Source organism: Pseudomonas sp. Ma2-10 (assembly GCF_054330215.1).
Genome location: NZ_JBTEYL010000010.1, coordinates 73790 through 92143 on the forward strand (window position 1 = coordinate 73790; position 18354 = coordinate 92143).

The 18354-nt window shown below is 62.3% G+C and carries 7 protein-coding genes and 1 pseudogene; 2 read left to right on the top strand and 6 right to left on the bottom strand.

The genetic code is table 11. The annotated features are described in order from the left end of the window. Window positions 1-130: 130 nt before the first annotated feature. The gene (locus ACXPVS_RS14475) at window positions 131-1231 is read right to left on the bottom strand and encodes a DUF1615 domain-containing protein (protein ID WP_458510544.1); all 1101 of its coding nucleotides are present in this window, start codon (window positions 1229-1231) and stop codon (window positions 131-133) included. Window positions 1232-1405: 174 nt separating this feature from the next. On the opposite strand from ACXPVS_RS14475, the pseudogene ACXPVS_RS14480 reads away from it, so the two are divergent. Next, window positions 1406-2359: pseudogene (locus tag ACXPVS_RS14480) on the top strand (FAD-dependent monooxygenase); the annotation flags it as partial. A 47-nt stretch (window positions 2360-2406) separates the two neighbouring features. Here the strand turns inward: ACXPVS_RS14480 and hemB are convergent. Then, a complete protein-coding gene (hemB, locus tag ACXPVS_RS14485; RefSeq protein ID WP_458510545.1) occupies window positions 2407-3381 on the bottom strand; it encodes a porphobilinogen synthase in 975 nt (324 codons plus the stop codon). Between the two features lie 138 nt (window positions 3382-3519). Continuing rightward, on the bottom strand, window positions 3520-4362 hold the full coding sequence (locus ACXPVS_RS14490) for a PhzF family phenazine biosynthesis protein (protein WP_458510546.1): 843 nt from the start codon (window positions 4360-4362) through the stop codon (window positions 3520-3522). Window positions 4363-4811: 449 nt separating this feature from the next. Here ACXPVS_RS14490 and ACXPVS_RS14495 point away from each other — a divergent pair, with 449 nt between their 5' ends. Continuing rightward, window positions 4812-5486: a histidine phosphatase family protein gene (locus ACXPVS_RS14495; protein ID WP_458510547.1), complete on the top strand. Its 675-nt coding sequence runs from the start codon at window positions 4812-4814 to the stop codon at window positions 5484-5486. Between the two features lie 62 nt (window positions 5487-5548). Here ACXPVS_RS14495 and mnmH read toward each other — a convergent pair whose 3' ends face one another. The 3 genes from mnmH to ACXPVS_RS14510 form a co-directional block, all read right to left on the bottom strand. Further along, complete coding sequence (mnmH, locus tag ACXPVS_RS14500; protein ID WP_458510548.1) at window positions 5549-6652, bottom strand: tRNA 2-selenouridine(34) synthase MnmH; 1104 nt, start codon at window positions 6650-6652, stop codon at window positions 5549-5551. Continuing rightward, window positions 6652-7686, bottom strand: a complete 1035-nt coding sequence (gene selD, locus ACXPVS_RS14505; RefSeq protein ID WP_458510549.1) for a selenide, water dikinase SelD — start codon at window positions 7684-7686, stop codon at window positions 6652-6654. Before selD ends, mnmH begins: the two co-directional genes overlap by 1 nt. A gap of 108 nt (window positions 7687-7794) precedes the next feature. After that, window positions 7795-18315: an autotransporter-associated beta strand repeat-containing protein gene (locus ACXPVS_RS14510; RefSeq protein ID WP_458510550.1), complete on the bottom strand. Its 10521-nt coding sequence runs from the start codon at window positions 18313-18315 to the stop codon at window positions 7795-7797. Window positions 18316-18354 lie beyond the last annotated feature (39 nt).

Consider the following 18354-nt stretch of genomic DNA (forward strand, 5'->3'; position numbering starts at 1 on the left):
TTGTCGCTGAAGGCGGCTCGGATCGCCTGATCGAAAGTCGCGTTGCATAAATGAATGGTTTTACCGCGCAAATCAGTGAAAAACCCGGCTTTATCCGCCGGGTTTTTTTACGCTTGTTTTTTGCGGTTGGTCACTTGCCGGCCCGCGTCATGCAACGCTGATAACGTTCATCGACCCGCTTGGCAAACCACGCCGTGGTGAGTTTGCGGGTGATTTTAGGGCTTTGCAGCACAATCCCCGGCAACACCGCACGCGGTAATGACCGACCTTCCGCTTTTTCGGCCAGGGCGAACACCCGTGCATAGAGCTGGGTATCTTCGAATTCGAAGTTTTTGCCCTCCTCCAATTGGTCCCGAAGGGTCGGATTGCGCAGGCCCAGTTGCTTGCCAAGGGTGCGCACCGCCAATTCCGTGGTGCCTGGCATGATCGAGTCGTAGCGGATCAGGTCACCGTCCAGCGCCAGCGGTATGCCCGAAGCGCGACTCACCGCGCTCTGAAACGCGGCATTACGACTGGCGTACCAACCGGCATTGAAATCGGCAAAGCGATACAGCGGTTGTGTGTAGCTCACCGGATAACCGAGCAAGTGGGCGATACCGAAGTACAGGCCACCGCGACGACTGAACACTTCATGACGGATCGAGCCGTCCACCGGGTACGGGTACGGAGACGTCTTCGCCTGTTGTTCGGCGAAATCGATGCTGACCTGCATCGGCCCACCGGTGTGCACCGGATTGAAGCCATCGAACAGCGTCCGGCCCATGGGCACCATGCCGATGAAGTCATCGAAGATCGCGCTGAGCTCTTTTTCGCTGCGTGCCGCATTGATGCGGTCACTGTAGCTTTTGCCGTTGGATGAACTCATCCGCAGCGCACCGCTCACCAGCAGGCCGGGAATGTGGACTTTGTCGGCACGGCGGTCGATCTCCTCGCGGGCGATCTTGCCCAGACCCGGTACGGGCGGGTCCACCTGAAAGGTCGATTCCTGCTCGGTGACCGCCAGTACCGAGCACAGGTTTTGGGTGGATGGATAAATGTTCTGGGCCGCAAATGCTGCGTAAATATCGGTAGCCCAGCCCTGGCGATCGGCGGTTTTGGCCGGCAGCAGGCGCACGATCTCAGCCTTGACCTCGGCAGGTTTGCGCACAGGGGGTTCTTGCGTGCGCTGAGTGCCGCAACCGGCCAGCACCAGCAGTGCGGCGACGCTCATCATCAATCGATTGGCTTGCATGTTGCTCCATCAAATCCGTTGAGCCGGGTTAACCATACGACCAATGGCATGGCGCCGGCTATGAATCTTGCCGCCTGTCGCGGCTGAACCATACTTGAGCCACACACCGAAGAAGACAGCTCATGAACCGTAGCGACGTACTGATCATCGGCGCCGGCCCGACCGGGCTGGTAGGACGAACACGAACGGCTGCTGATAGACCGCCTCGAAACCTTTGGCATCAAGGTGGAGCGCAACACGGCGCTGGAGAGTTTCCTGGAAACCGGTGACGGCATCACCGCCCATCTGCGCTTGGCCGATGGTCAGGAGGAAACCTGCCAGGCCTGCTATCTGGCGGGTTGCGACGGCGCCCGGTCGATCGTGCGCAAGACCCCGGACACCGGATTTCCCGGCGGCACCTACCAGCAGATGTTCTACGTCGCCGACGTGCAGGCCAGCGGGCCGACGTTCAACGGCGAGCTGCACGTGGATCTCGACGAAGCGGATTTTCTCGCGGTGTTTCCCTTGGCCGGTGAAGGCCGCGCCCGCCTGATCGGGACCGTACGCGACGAGCGTGCCGAGCCAGCCGAAACCCTGCAATTTGAAGACGTCAGCAGCCGGGCCATCGAGCATTCGAAAGTAAAAATCGAGCAACTGAACGGGTTCTCGACCTACCGCGTGCATCATCGGGTGGCCGATCATTTTCGTACCAGGCGCGCGTTTCTGTTGGGTGACGCCGCCCACGTCCACAGCCCCGCCGGTGGCCAGGGCATGAACACCGGCATTGGCGATGCCATCAACCTCGCCTGGAAACTCGCGGCGGTGTTGAGCGGCGGCGCGCAGGCCAAACTCCTCGACAGCTATGAAATAGAGCGCATTGCGTTTGCCCGCAAACTGGTCGCCACCACCGATCGGGTGTTCAGTTTCGTCACGGCTGAAGGGCGCATGGCCGATTTGCTGCGCACGCGTCTGGCGCCGTTCGTGATTCCGAAAATGGCATCGTTTGAGGCGTCCCGAGAATTCCTGGGGGACAATGTCGAACCGCTGAAATGTCCGACCTGGCAGGTGCATGTGTATGGCGACACCCGTAACGAAATGATCGCCTGGTGCCACGAACATCATTTGCCGTTGCATATTTTCGACCCGCGCTGATGATCGTTCCCACTTGGGAACGATCAACGGTCCGGCTTAGACCGTCAGATCCCGGCCAGCGCCAGGTCCATCGCGAAGTAAGTGAAGATCAGATCCGCCCCCGCCCGCTTGATCGCGCCAAGGCTCTCACGCACCACGCGAGCCTCATCGATCGCCCCGGCCTGCGCGGCGAATTTGATCATCGCGTACTCGCCGCTCACCTGATACGCCGACAGCGGCAAACGCGAGGCTTCACGGATGTCGCGGATAATGTCCAGGTACGCGCCAGCCGGTTTGACCATCAGCGCATCGGCGCCTTCCTGCTCGTCCATCAGTGATTCGCGCACGGCTTCGCGGCGGTTCATCGGGTTCATCTGATAGCTTTTGCGGTCGCCCTTGAGCGCGCTGCCGCCGGCTTCACGGAAGGGACCGTAGAGCGCCGAGGCAAACTTGGTCGAATAGGCCATGATTGCGGTCTGGTTGAAACCCGCATCATCGAGCGCCCGGCGAATGGCCTGAACCTGCCCGTCCATGGCGGCCGACGGGGCGATCACATCGGCACCGGCACGGGCCGCGGCCACCGCTTGTTTGCCGAGATTGATCAGGGTCTGGTCGTTGTCGACTTCATGGTTGTGCAGCACACCACAATGGCCGTGGTCGGTGTACTCGCAGAAGCAGGTGTCGGACATCACAATCATGTCCGGCACCGCGTCCTTGGCAATGCGCGACATGCGCGACACCAGACCGTTGTCGCTCCAGGTGTCGCTGCCGTTGCCGTCCAAATGGTGCGACACGCCGAACGTCATCACCGACTTGATCCCGGCCCGGGCATAACGCTCGATTTCGCCTGCCAGTTTCGACTCCGGAATACGCATCACGCCGGGCATGCTTTTGATCGGTACGAAGTCGTCGATCTCTTCTTCGACGAAAATCGGCAGCACCAGGTCGTTCAAGCTGAACTCGGTTTCCTGGAACAGGCTGCGCAGGCTCGCATTGCGGCGCAGACGGCGTGGACGTGCTTCGGGGAACTGACTGGACATGAGGGTTTCCTGAAAAACGGAGGACGAGACGAAAGTCGTAGGGGGCGAAGCTTATGCCCTGCAAGGCGCGGGGCACAAACCTCAGACGCGGAATAAGCCCTTACCGGTCCGGCAATAATCACCCGTATCCAGCACAGTTCACAGGGTCAAGGTTCCGCTGATGCAGGTCACCACCGCGCCGCCGATCCAGATCTCGTCGCCCACTTGCTCGACCTGAATGCGTCCGGCGCGGCCCATGGCCAGGCCCTGGCTGACCACATAGGACGCCGGCGCCAGTCCTTCGCCGAGCAACCATTGGGCAATCCCGGCGTTCAGGCTTCCCGTGGCGGGGTCTTCCGGCATGCCGTCACCGGAGATGAACGCTCGCACTTCGAACTGTGCGTCATCACCATCGCGCTCGGGGTGCCATGGCGCGATGACACCGACGGCCAGGCCGAGCATTTGCGAATGATCCGGTTGCAGGTCCAGCACCTGCTGGCGATCGTCGACCATCACGACCAGCCATCCGGCACCGTTGTCGACCCACTGAGTGCGCACAATCGCCCCCGATTCCAGCCCGAGCCCCCGCCGCACCCGCGCCACCACATCCGCCTCCACCGGGCCGGTTCTGAGCAATGGCGGTGCGAGAAAAGCCAGCTCTGCCCCTTGTTGACGCACCCGCACCAGCCCCACCCCGCACTCCTGAATGATCTCTTCGCCCTTGGGCACGCCACCGGCCTCCAGCCACGCATGGCAGGTGCCCAGTGTCGGATGACCGGCGAACGGCAATTCGTTCAGGGTGGTGAAGATCCGCACGCGATAATCGGCCCGAGGATCGCGCGGTTCGAGTATGAATGTGGTTTCGCTGAGGTTGGTCCATCTGGCGAACGACGCCATGCGCTCATCACTGAGTTCATCGGCGCCGAACACCACTGCCAACGGATTGCCCTTGAGCGCTACACGGCTGAAGACATCTACTTGCTTGAAATCGAATGAGTGCATGGCCTGCCTTGGTCTTGATCAAATCGAAGCGTTTGACTTGGGAATGTCCAGCCCGGGCCAGAAAGCGCTCCAGCACACGCGTGACGTTCGTGAAGTCCTCGATGCCCACTGATCATAATGTAGGGGCTGGCAAAGGCTGAGGTTTTTTGGCGTATCAATGTTGCTGATGCGCAAGATCAAAAGATCGCAGCCTGTCAGTGGCGCCGACACGTGTACCGTGTCCATAAATCCGCAACATTCTGTCGATAACCTCTGCTCCAACCCATCTCAGGTTGCCGCTACAGTGCTGCGCACTCGCTCGGATCGAACCAAATGGGCTTCAGGGGACTCTGAGCATTGCCCTTTCGGAAACGAACCGGCCCAACGACATGGAAAACACCCGAAGCTGGGAGCTCGCGGTGTAAAGGTTTGTCAGCCTTAACCGAATGCGCTGAGATTCACCTATTCAAATGATGAACCTTTTGAAATTCGCCAAACGCTTCAAGCATCGCACGTATGTTGCCCTGCCTTCCCTATTGGCGATCAGCGCGCTGTTCCTGTCCCTTGAGTCCAGCGAAAGCCGAGCCCAACCGGCGGACGGCACCCAGACGCTGGTGTTCCTGCGTCACGCGGAAAAACCCGAAGGCGGCCTCGGCCAGCTCAACTGCCAGGGCCTGAACCGCGCCATCGACCTGGCCACCTTGCTGCCGGAAAAATTCGGCAAGGCCAACTATGTGTTTGCCGCCAACCCGACACGCAATGTCGAGGAAGGCGAACTGGACAATTCCTACAGTTACATCCGCCCCCTGATGACCATCAGCCCCAGCGCGATCAAGCTTGGTTTGCCGGTGAACATCGACTTCTCGGCCAACGACACCAGCGACCTGGCCGATGAATTGCTCCACGACAAGTATCACAACTCGATCGTCTACACCGCCTGGTCCCACGGCTACCTGCCGGAGCTGATCAACAAAGTCGCTGAAGAAGCCGTCGGCAAGAAACAGAACATCACCGATGACTGGGAGTCCAGCGACTACGACTCGCTGTACGTGCTCACCCTGACCTGGCACAACGGCAAGGCCAGGGTGCAGAGCCACGCCTACAAGCAAGGTCTGGATAATGGGCGCCAGACTTGTCCGACGTAAGGGACGGCAATGCTTTAAGTTTTATAGCGTCTGCAAGGGCCTCATCGTCGGAAAAAACACCATCAACCTCGTTGACTAATCCGCTCGCGCAGGTATTCGAGCACCGTGGCCTGCTCCCCCGCGAACTCAATGCGAGCCCCTTTCTGCTCGCGCTGAAACGCATACATCGGGTCGTAATACTCGCGGAGCAGTCCTTCGATCCAGCCTCTGTGCAAGTCCACTGATCCGCTGTTCGCCTGCTCCACCAGGGCGTCTTCCATCAAAATCAGCATCCGCCGATGGCGCTCACCGCCCAGACGTTTCTGCACATTGTTCAGGCTCTCCAGCAAGCGCTCGGAAAACAGCGCGAAGCCTTCATCGCCATGCACGGCGATGAACTCGGCACACAAGTCCACCACGTAATCGCGCAGGATCCGTTCAACTCGCCCTTCCTGGCTGTCTTCCAGCCAGACCATCGGAAACTGCTGCATGCCTTGATACAGCGGCAACGGCAGCGCACAACAGCCGATCGCGCGGCTCTCGTCTTCCAGTACAAACTGTTCGATGCCGTGGGCGCGCTTCTTCAGCATGTCCACGGCCAGACGGTTTTCAAAATCGATGTTGGAGGGCTGGCCTGTGGCGCGTTTACCGAAACTGGAGCCACGGTGGTGGGCGTGGCCTTCAAGGTCCAGCCCGTTGCGCAACTGCGTGAGCACTTCGGTTTTGCCGGTGCCGGTCATGCCACCCAGCAAGACGAAATCACACTGCGCAACCGCCTGATCGATCGTGTCGAGCAAGAAGGTGCGCATGGCCTTGTAGCCGCCACCCACTCGCGGATAGTCGATGCCCGCCTCGTCCTTGAGCCATTGCTGAACGATCTGCGAACGCAAACCGCCGCGAAAACAATATAAATACCCATCAGGATGAGCCCGGGCAAAATCGGCCCAGGCCTGGATACGCTCGGCTTTTATTTCGCCGGACACCAACTGGTGCCCCAGCGTAATGGCCGCTTGCTGGCTGTGTTGTTTGTAACAAGTGCCAACCCGTTGCCGCTCTTGGTCATTCATCAGCGGCAGGTTGATCACGCCGGGGAATGAACCTTTGAGAAACTCGACCGGCGCGCGGGCATCCATCATCGGTCGGTCGTTGTGGAAAATGTCGCGGTAATCGGTGAATTCGACTGACATCAAAACACCTCAACCGCGTTCGTCTGTCGCTCGACCAGTTCACCGATCGGCTCAAGGGTCAGGCCCAGTTCGGCGGCTACTTTGAGGAAGTGTTCGTTGCCTTCGGGGGTGACCGCAACCAGCAGCCCACCACTGGTCTGCGGATCGCAGAGCACACGCTTGTGCAGTTCCTGAAGACGCCCAAGCTTGCTAGCGTAGCTGTCGAAGTTGCGCAGTGTCCCGCCCGGCACGCAGCCTTGGTCGAGGTAGTACTCGACACCCGGCAGACGCGGTACCCGGTCGTACTCGATGCGAGCGGTCACGTTGCTGCCGTCGGCCATTTCCACCAAATGCCCCAGCAGGCCGAAACCGGTGACGTCGGTCATCGCGGTGACGCACTCGAGTTTGCCGAAGCGGCTGCCCGGTTTGTTCAGGGTGCACATCCAGTCGCGGGCCAGGCCGATGTCGGCATGGCGCAACTTGCCCTTTTTCTCGGCGGTGGTGAGGATGCCGATGCCCAGCGGTTTGGTGAGGTAAAGCAGGCAACCGGCGGTGGCGGTGTCGTTGCGCTTCATATGGCGCTTTTCCACCAGACCGGTCACGGCGAGGCCGAAGATCGGTTCCGGCGCGTCGATGGAATGCCCGCCGGCCAACGCAATCCCCGCGTCATCGCAGACCGAACGCCCGCCGCGAATCACTTCCCGGGCAATCTCCGGTGCCAGTACGTTGACCGGCCAGCCGAGGATCGCAATCGCCATCAACGGATCGCCGCCCATGGCGTAGATGTCGCTGATGGCATTGGTGGCGGCGATGCGACCGAAATCGAACGGGTCGTCGACGATCGGCATGAAGAAGTCGGTGGTCGACACCACACCGCGTTCTTCATCGATGGCGTATACCGCCGCGTCATCGCGCGAGGCGTTGCCGACCCAGAGTTTCGGGTCAAGGTTCTGCGCCCCGCTGCCGGCCAGGATCACCTCCAATACCTGGGGAGAGATTTTGCAACCGCATCCTGCGCCGTGGCTGTATTGGGTCAGACGAATCGGCTCGCTCATGGGGTGCACCTAGTGGGGTAAATGGGCCGATTCTAGCAGAGCATTGGTTGCGTAAGACGCACGTGAAAAAAACCGCCCTTACGGGCGGCTACAGCACTTCGACCATAATCAGAAACCGAGGCTAAAGCTGATCGTCATCGCATGGTCTTCATTTTTACTCGACACCTGCCCCGAATAGCCGAGACCGAGTTTACCGGTCGGGCTGATCTGGAAGTCGACGCCCGCTTCCAGCAGTGCGCTGTCCTTGGCAATCGGCACCCCCAGGATGCTGAACGAGGCGCCGCCATCGACGAAGCTCAGGTTGGCGTCCGGTTCGGTATCACCGAACGCATGGCGCCAGCCGATGGCCGCACGCGGGGTGAATTGCCCGCCGTTGGCCAGGGTGATGACTTTACCGGCGCGTAGCCCGAGGGTGGAGAAGGTGATGTCCTGATCAGCGTCGGCCTTCAGGCGTCCCACTCCGCCTTTTTCATGGGCGGTCTCGCTGTTGTAGTTGACGTAGGACAGACCGGCAAACGGTTCCAGTGCAATGCCGGCGGCTTCGACGGCGTAACCCACCTCACCGAACACCTGTGCACTGCGTGCGTCGTAATGGGCCTCCAACCGATCGTTATAGGTGCCGACGCTGACGTCTCGCTTGGTTTCGATGTCATGCCAGCTATACGCGGCGCCCAGGCGCACGGCCAAAGCGTCGAACTGCGAGTTGAGGTACGCCGCCAGGTGGTAACTATCGACCGTGGCGTCAGAACGACGGTCTTGGGCATCCAGGTCGCTGCGGGTGTAACCGGCCGCCATCCCGGCACGCCATTGATCGTCGATCTGTTTGTCGGTGCCGAGCATGAAGCCGCTGAGGTTGCGATCCAGCCTGGCGCTGTTGCTGTCGCCATCCATCTGGCCCCAGGCGCCGAGGGCACGCATCCAGCCGACCATTTCGCCGTGGCAACCGCCGCTGCTCAGGCGATTTTCGCTCGGTGCCAGGGCCCGGCGTGGATCTTGCGGCCCACTGCAGGACGGTTGACGCATGCGGTCGTTGACGGCGTCACGGAGGTAACGCGAGTCTTCAAGTATGGCGCTGGCGGTGCTGGCGTGAATTTCCCCGGACAAGCTGTCGAACGCTGCACGGGCACCGGCGCTGCTGAGGTTGACGATTTCGTTCTGCAGCGCCGCGCCGGCAACGCCATTGCGGGTCAGCGCCGAGGCTGTGCGGCGCTGGTTGCCAGTGGCCGCGACATCGACGAAGGATGTCTGGTTGCGGCTGACGGCCAGATCGACTTCATTGGCGCGGTACACCAGCGAGGTGTCGAGGAAGGCGGTGTCCGGCAGATCGGTGCTGCTGAACGTGCCGTTGACGCCCCCGTCCGCCGTGATCAGCGCGTAGGTGGCGTTGCCGGTGAATGGCACAAGGTTGTTCACCACCAGGCTGCCATCGAGGGTCGCGGTGCCACCCACCACCAACGGCGTAAGGGTCGGCGAGGTGAGCGTCAGCACCAGCCCACCATCCGATGCGTTGGTCATGTTGCCCGCCACCCTCAGCATTTTTCCGTTCGTGCCGGTCGTAAATACCCCATGGTTGACCACTGAACCGACGCTGCCGTTACCGGCCAGGGCGGCGCCATTGAACACCGTGACTTGCCCGCCCAATGTTGCCAGTCGATCACCGACCACCAACAGGCCCTGCTCGACTTCTACGGTGCCACTGAACGGATGATCGCCCTCTAGCAACAGCGTTCCCGCGCCTTGTTTGACCAGATCACCGGTACCACTCAGTACGCCGTTGAAAAAACCGTTGCGGGCCTGGGCAAACAGTGCCCGTGCATTGTTCAGAATGCGGCCCTGCAGGCTACTGGTGTTACCGACCAGCGTACCGCCGCTGACGGTGGTACCGCCGCTGTAGGTGTTGGCGCCGCTCAGTACCAAGGTGCCGGAATCCAGTTTCTCGATCCCGCCAGTGCCCACCAGGGGCCCCGCGATTTCTGCGGTAACGCCCGCGTTGACACGCACATCGGCCAGGCTGCCATCGGCCGCGTTGATCGGGGTCAGGCTGCCGGCGGTGCCTTGAACCAGGCGGTACCCGTTGTCGAGGAACTGTAGCCCGGTGAAGCCTTGATTACCGACGACGGTCACGGTGCCGCCCTGCCTGCCGAACACCGCGAATCGACGGTTCGTACCCAGGCTCGTGTTGCCGCTTGCGTCAGTCCAGTTGGTACTCGGGCCCCATATGCCGCTGCCGCCAACGATGCGGCCATCGGCATTGGTTTTGCCACCGTTCCAGAACTGCACTTCACCCGCGGCACTTTGCACCAGCAGGTTGACCTGATTGGCCAGCGCGGTTTGCAGGGTCAGGCTTGCTGGAGACACCCCGCTCGGCAACGAGCCATAGTCCAGGCCGTTGTCTGCCAGGCTGCCGCCGTAGCGGAACAGTTGATAAACACCCGTGCTGAAGCTGCCGGCATTGCTGATGTTCAGCGTACCGTCGAGGGTCAGGTTGCCGGCGACGTCGACTACATTTGCCGAACGGCTCGCCGAGCCTAGGCTGAAGTCCAGGTTAGTCCCCGCAGACAGGGCCAGGGAACCGACCGACAGCGGCGTGGCGTTGCCGCCACCGATTAGAGTCGCGCCGCTGGCCAGTTGCACCGCACCGCCGAGTTGACCACTGCCACCCACTTTTGCACCGCTCGCCACATTCACGTTGGCACTGTCGAGCGTGCCGTTGACCAGCAACGAACCGGCCTGGACGTTGGTGTTGCCGGTGAAGCCGTTGGTGCCCGTCAATAACAGGTCGCCCGTGCCGATTTTACTCAGCGTACCGCTGCCGGTGAGGTTGCCGGTGTAGCTGCCGTTGCTGGTTTGGTCGAAGGTCAGTGCGGCGTTGTTGAGGATGGTGCCTTGCAGGCCGCTACTGTTGCCACGCGTGGTGCCGCCATTGAGGGTGGTCCCGCCGCTGTAGGTATTGGCGCCGTTGAGTAACAACGCCCCATTACCGTTTTTCACCAGACTGCCGGTGCCCGCGATCACGCCACTGAGGGTGGTGTTCTGAGTGCCGGCCAGGCTCAACTGCCCGTCAAGATGAATGGCATTCGCCAATTGCAGGGCTGCCGCACTGTCCAGTTGTGCGCTACCACCAACGCCCAGTGCGCCGGTGCCGATGGCGCTGTTGTTGCCGAGCAGCAATGAGCCGGCATTCAACTGCGTGCCGCCCGAGTAGGTGTTACTGCCATTGAGGGTCAGGCTTGAAGCTCCGTTTTTGGTCAGACTGCCGGCGCCGCTGATGACACCGCCAAGGGTCATCGCGTTGGAACCCACGACATTCATCCCGCCGTTCAGCACCACCGCGTTAGCGAGGCTGACGGCGGTGTTGCTGTCCAGTGCCGTGCCGTTGGCGGCGGTCAATACACCGCTGCCCAAGGCGCCGTTGTTGCCCACGACCAGTTTGCCGCCGTTCAGCGCTGTGCCGCCGGTGTAGCTGTTGGCCGCATTGAGCACCAGGGTGCCGGTGTCGTATTTGCCCAGGGTGCCGGTGCCGTCGATGGCTACACCGACAGTAGCGGTGGCGTTCGGATCGACCCGAACGGTCGCATTGCCCAAAGCGCCATTGGCCAGCGTCAATTGCCCCGCCGTACCCTTCAGCAGGCTGTAGCCGTCGGTGACAAACTGCATGCCGGTGATGACTTGCGCGCCGTCGACGGTGACGTTGCCCGCGGGGCCCTGGAACACTGCGAAGCTGTTGGCCCACGCCTGATTGGTGGTGCCGTCAACATTGGTCCAGTTCGTGGTGCCGCTGCCCCAGGTGCCGTTGCCGCCATTGATCGCGCCGTTACCGACCAGTTGCGCGCCGTCCCAGAACTGCACCGTGGTGTTCGGCGCGGTGACCAGCAGGTTGACCTGGCTGCCCACGGCGGTCTGCACTTGCAAATTCCCCGGCGTTACGCTGCCCGGCACACTGCCGACCAGCAGACCGTTATCGATCAAGGCACCGGTGTAGTTGATGATGCGATACACGCCGCTACCGAAGCCGCCGATGTCGCTGACATTCAGGGTGCCGTCGAGGGTCAGGTTGCCGCCGACATTGATCAGCGCATTGCCACCACCCGACACCGGCACACCGAGCCCGACATCAAGAGTGGAGTTGCCACTCAAGGCCAGTGAACCCACCGACAAGGTGCTGCCGGTGGCCAGTGCGACGTGACCACCATCCGCGACATTGACTGCGCCCGTGAGGCTACCGCTGCCGGTGAGTGTGCCGCCGCTGTTGACCGCGACGCTGGCACTGTCCAGCGAACCGCTGACATTCAGCGTGCCGCCGTTGATGCGGGTGTCGCCGGTCAGGCTGCTGATGCCGGTGAGGTTGAAGGTGCCGCTGCCGAGTTTGTCGAGCAGACCGCTGCCGCTGAGCACACCGTCAAAGGTGCTGCTCGCATTGTTGCCGCCGATGCTCAGCGTATTGCCGGCGCCGACCAGTGCGTTACCACTGCCGGTCAGGCTGGCGAGGTTGCCGGAAGCGCCGAGATTGAGGCGGGTGCCCGCCTCCAGATTGACCCCCGCATTGTTGCCCAGGGCTGTGGCAGTGGTGGTGCTCAAGCTGCCGTCGAGGACATCGAAGGTGCCGCTGAAGGTGTTGCTGGCGCTGAGGGTCAGGTCTGCCGCGCCATTTTTGCTCAGGGTACCGGCGCCGCCGACGATACCCGCCAACGTCAAGTTATTGGTGCCAGCCACGTTCAGGGTTGCGTTGACATTGACGTCGTTGGCCAGGCTGAGCGCCAAACTGTTATCCAGTGTGGAGGCTCCGGCGACGGTCAAGGCGCCAGTGCCCAGCGCCGCGGCGTTGCCGAGGGTCAGGGTGCCGGCGTTCAGGGTGGTATCGCCTTGCAGGGTATTAACGCCGTTGAGGATCAGTTTAGCCGCCCCATTCTTGATCAGGCCTGCGGCGCCACTGACCGCGTTGCCGAGGGTCAGGTCATTGCTGCCGCCGACCGTCAGCGTGGCGTTCAGGACGACATTGTTGGCCAGGTTCAGCGCCGTGTTGTTATCCAGCGCCGAGGCTCCGGCGACCGTAAGATTACCCAGGCCCAGACCCGAAGCACTGCCGACCGTCAGGGTCCCGGCGTTCAGGGTGACGCCGCCGAGGAAGCCGTTGAAGCCGTTCAGGATCAGATTGGCCGCGCCGTTTTTGCTCAGGCTGCCCGCGCCGTTGACCGCGCCATTAAGGGTCAGGTCTGCGCTGCCAGCGATACCAAGGTTGCCGGCCAGGTTGAGCATGTTGCTGACGGTGACCGCAGAAGCAGCGTCCAGGGTGGTGGCGTTGGCAGCATTCAGCGCACCGGCACCGAGTGCCGAATTGGAAGCCAGAATCAGGCCACCGGCACTCAGTGCGACCGGACCGAGGAAACTGTTATTGCCACCCAGGGTCAGGTTGCCCCCACCCGCCTTGACCAAACCACCCGCACCACTGATCGCGCCGTTGAGGGTCAGCGCATTCGAGCCCGCGAGACTCAGGTTACCGCCCAGGTCGACGGCATTGCCCAGCGTGACGGCGGCGTTGCTGTCCAGGGTGACGCCCGCCGCGGTGGTCAGTAAACCGCTGCCCAGTGCCGTGTTGCTGCCTACGACAAGTGTGCCGCCATTCAGCAACGTACCGCCGGTGTAGCTGTTGGCGCCGTTGAGCACCAAGGTACCGCTGTCGAGTTTGGCCAGGGTGGCCGCGCCGTTGATGCCGACGCCGATGGTTGCCGTGGAGCCCGGATCAACCCGGATCGCCGCCGTACCGCCTGTGCCGTTCACCGCAGTCAGTTGCCCTGCCGCACCGGTCAACACGTTGTAGCCGTCAGTGACGAACTGCATACCGTTAAAGGTCTGTGTCCCGAGCACCGTCACGTTGCCGGCCGTGCCCTGGAAGATTGCGAAGTCGCTGGCCCAGGTCTGATTCGTCAAGCCATCGACCGAGGTCCAGTTGGTGCTGCCGGCATTCCAGGTGCCGGTGCCGCCGTCCACCGTGCCGTTTGGCAAGGTCTGGCTGCCGTCCCAGAACCGCAGGTTCACGTTAGGCGCCGTCACCAGCAAGTTGACCTGGTTGCCGACCGCCGTTTGCACCGCCAGGTCCGCCAGCGTGAAGCCAACCGGGATGGCGCCCAGGTTCATGCCCAGATTCAGCAGGCTGCCGGTGTAGTTGATCAGGCGATAAACGCCGATGCCGAAACCACCGGCGTCGGAGACGTTCAGGTTGCCGTCCAGGGTAACGTTGCCGCCGATGTTCAGCAGCGAGAGGGTGGACGGTGCACCGAGGGCGACGTCCATATTGGAGGTGCTGTTCAGGGTCAGCGAACCGACCGACAAGGTGTTGCCACTGCTCAAGCCCAGGTGACCGCCGTTGGCCACGTTCAACGCGCCCAGCAACGAACCGGTACCGGTCAGGGTCGCGCCATTGCTGACGCCGACGTTGGCACTGCCCAGTGAACCGCTGAGGTCCAGGGTGCCGCCGTTGACCTGGGTGTTGCCGGTGAGGCCATTGATACCGGTGAGGTTGAGGGTGCCGGTGCCGATTTTGGTCAAGCCGCCAGGTCCGGTCAGCCCCCCGTCGAAGGTGCTGGTGGTACTGACGCCGCCCACCGACAAGGTGTTGCCCGAGCCAATCCGCACATCACCGCTGCCGTTGAGGCCGGCAAGGCTGGCGTTAGTGCCCAGGTTGAGGCTGGCGCCGGCGCTGATGTTCGCGCCGGAGGTGTTTCCCAATGCGCCGGTGCTGGCGGCGGTGACGCTGCCGGAAAAAATGTTCAGGGCCCCGGTGAAGGTGTTGTTGCCACTGAGGGCGACGTCGGCCAGGCCGTTTTTGTTCATGCCCCCTGCGCCATCAATGACGCCTACGAGGTTCAGGTTGTGGTTACCCGCCATGTTCAGATCGGCATTCAGGGTCAAGGCATTGGCCACGGTCAAGGCTGTGCTGTTGTCCAGCGTTGAAGTGCCGCCCACGATCAACGCGCCGGAGCCCAGTGCCGCGCCGTTGCCCAAGGTCAGGGTGCCGGCGTTCAGGGTGGTGTCGCCCTGATAGGTGTTGACACCATTAAGGGTCAGGTTGGCCGCGCCATTTTTGATCAGCTGATTAGTGCCGCTGATCACCCCGCCCAACGTCAGGCCTTGGGTACCACCGACCGTCAGGTCGGCATTCAGTGCCACGTTGTTGCCCAGGCTGACCGGGGCATTACTGTCCAGAGTTGCTGCGCCGTCAACGGTCAGGTTGCCCAGACCCAGTGCCGAGCCGTTGCCGACCGTCAGGGTGCCGGCGTTGAGGGTGGTGCCGCCGAGGAAGCCATTAGCACCGCTGAGGACAAGATTGGCCGTTCCGTTTTTCACCAGGCTGCCGGCGCTGTTGACCTGCCCGGTCAGGGTCAGGTCGGCCGTGCCGCCGATGGTCAAGGCACCGGCCAGGTTCACTTGGTTGCTCAGGCTGACGGCGGTGTTGCTGTCGAGGATGGTGTTGGCCGCCGCATCCAACGCACCGCCGGCCAAGGCACCGTTGGCGCCGACGATCAGTTTGCCACTGTTCAGCGCGGTGGCGCCGAGGTAGTTGTTGGCGTGGTTGAGGGTCAGGTCGGCGGCACCGTTTTTGATCAGGCCGCCACTACCGCCGATGGCGCCATTGAGGATCAGCGCATTAGTGCCCGCGAGGGTCAGGGTGCCGCCCAGGTTGACCGCGTTGGCCAAGGTGGTTGCGGTGCTCGCATCCAGCGTCGTGCCACTGGCCGCGTTCAACGTACCGGTGCCCAGTGCGCTATTGGAACCGACAATCAGCGAACCGGCAGTCAGCGCAGTGGTGCCTGTGTAGATGTTGGCACCCGTGAGGGTCAGGCTGGAAGCGCCGGTTTTGATCAGCCCGCCAGCGCCGGCGATAAGGCCGTCGAGGGTCAGCGCATTGGCGCCGCCGGTGGTCAGGTTGGCATTGAGGGTGATTGCATTGTTGAGGGTCAGGGCCGAGCTGGCGGTTAGCGTGCTCGCCCCGCCCACGGACAGGGTGCCGGTGCCCAGTGCGGCGGTGTTGCCGACGGAGATGCTGCCGGCATTGAGCGTAGTGCCGCCCAGGAAAGTGTTGATGCCATTCAGCGCCAGGTTGGCCGCGCCGCTCTTGATCAACTGGTTGGTGCCGCTGATCACGCCGTCGAGGGTCAGCGGGTTGCTGCCGCCAACCGTCAGGTCGGCGTTCAGCGCAATGTCATTGGCGATGGCGACACCCGTGCGGCTGTCCAGCGTAGCGGCACCGGCCACGGTCAGCACACCGCTGCTCAAGGCATTGGCATTGCCGACGGTCAGGGTGCCCGCATTCAGGGTGGTGGCGCCAAGGAAAGTATTGGCGCCGTTGAGCGTCAGGTTGGCGGTGCCGTTCTTGATCAGGCTGCCAGTGCCACCGACCACGCCTGCGAGGGTCAGGTTGGCGGTGCCGCCGATGTTCAGGTTACCGGTGGTGTTCACCGCGTTGGTCACCGCAATACTGGAACTGGCCTCCAGTGTGGTGCCCGCCGCGGTGTTCAAGTTGCCCAGGCCCAGTGCCGAGTTGGAGCCGAGAATCAGCGTGCCGGCGTTCAATGTGGTGTCGCCGGCGTAGCCGTTACTGCCGCTGAGGCTCAGTGCGGCGCTGCCGTTTTTGATCAGTCCGCCCGCGCCGTTGATGGCGCCGGTCAGGCCCAACGCCTGGGTGCCACCGAAGGTCAAGTCGCCACCGAGATTGACCGCGTTGGCCAAAGTAACCGCGACGCTGGTGTCGAGGGACGTGCCGGCCGAGGTGTTCAGCGCACCGCTCCCCAACGCGGTGTTGGACGCCAGGAGCAGCGCACCGGCGTTCAGCTCGGTAGGGCCCAGATAGGTGTTGTTACCGCCCAGGGCCAGGGTCGACAAGCCATTCTTGATCAAACTGCTGGAGCCGGAAATCAGGCCATTGAGGGTCAGCGCGTTGCTGCCCACGACAGTCAGGTTGCCGTTCAGCGCAACCGAATTGTTCAGCATGACGCCGGTGGTGGTGTTGAGGCTCGCAGCCGCGTTGACGTTCAGCGCGCCGCTGCCGATGGCATTATTGTTGCCCAGGCTCAGGGTGCCAGCGTTCAGGTTGGTGTTGCCGGTATAGCCAGCGTTATTGCCGGTCAGCGCCAGGGTGGCGCTGCCGTTTATTGAGATACCGCCCGCGCCACTGATCAGCCCCGCCAGTGTCAGGTTGCCGGCGCCGGAGGTGCCGACGGCGCTGTTGAGCACAATGACATTGTTCAGCGTCACGGTGCCCGGCGCCTGCAAGACAGTCGAACCGCTCACGGTCACCGTGCCGGTACTGAACGCCAGGTTGTTGCCCAGTTCCACCGAGCCGCCGTTGAGGGTGGTGCCGCCCACATAAGTGTTGGCGCCGTTGAGAGTCAGTTGGCCGGTGCCGTTTTTGGTGATACCGCCGCTACCGCTCACCACGTTGCCGAGGGTGATGGCGTTGGTGCCCAGCAGTTGCAGGCCGCTGGCGCCGAGGTTGATCAGGTTACTCAACGACAAGCCACCACTGCTGGCCTGTAACCCGCCGCCATTGGAAGTCAGCACGCCGCTACCGAAGGTCGCGCTGTTGTTGAACTGGGCGATACCGCCATTGAGCGTGGTGCTACCGGTAATCAGCGGACCTTGCAGGGTCCAGGTGCCACTGTTGACTGTCAGGTTGTTGAAGTTGACGTAGTTGGCGCTCGAAACAACGCCAACCCCAGAGGTACCGCCGCCGCTGCCGATCGGGTTTTGCAGGATCAACGAGTTGATGCCCCCTGCACCGCCATCGATCAGGCCGGTCGGTGCGAAGGTCAGGTTGACGCCGATCAATCCGCCCAGTGCCAGGCCAATGCCGCCCCCGGCGGAAATAGTCGAACCGGTAATCGCGGTGAAGGTGTTGGTGCTGCCCTCGCCCATCGATACGCCACCGGAGAGGGAGCCGGCGTTGATGAACGTATTGCCGCTGGCCGACGCTTCAAAGGCCATCCGGCCGTTGATGGTGCCGGCGTTGGTCATGTTGACCTGGGCGCCGCCACGCGCCGCCACGATCGGGGTGTCGGCGGAGGACAGCGTCAAATTCAGAAAAGCGGTCGAGCCGAGGGTGCCGTTGTTGACGATGTTGGTGCTGCCGCCGGCGCTGTTGTTGATGTTCAACGCCATGCCGCTCAGGCTGGCCAGGTTGAGGCCGAGCAAGTCGCCGGTACCGCGGATGATGCCAGTGGTGGCGTTGGTGATGTTCACCACCGACGCGCCCGCGTTGCCGATCACCGCGCCCGCGCTCAACACGGTCACCGCGCCCAGCAAGGCGGGGTCAATCAGCCCGGCGTTGTTCAGCGTGATGTTGTTACCCGTGAGGTTCAGCACCTGCCCGCCCAGGGTGGCGTTCAGTTGCGCGGCGGACCCGACGTTGACGGTCAGGTCATTCACCGCACTGGAAAAGGTGTTGAGAAACAACGGCAACGACGGCATGCCGGTACAGGTCACCGTCCCGCCCGCCGCCGGGCTGCCCGGTAAACAGGAAGCCGCCACCTGAGTGCTGGCAAGGCTGACAGCCACTCCGATGATACCGAGGCGAATAACAAGAAAAAGAGAGGTAACGCGTGAAATCGGGGCGATGACGGATATCAAGTCCACGGGCAAGTCCTTTACGTGGTTGAACCTTTCTTCCTTGAA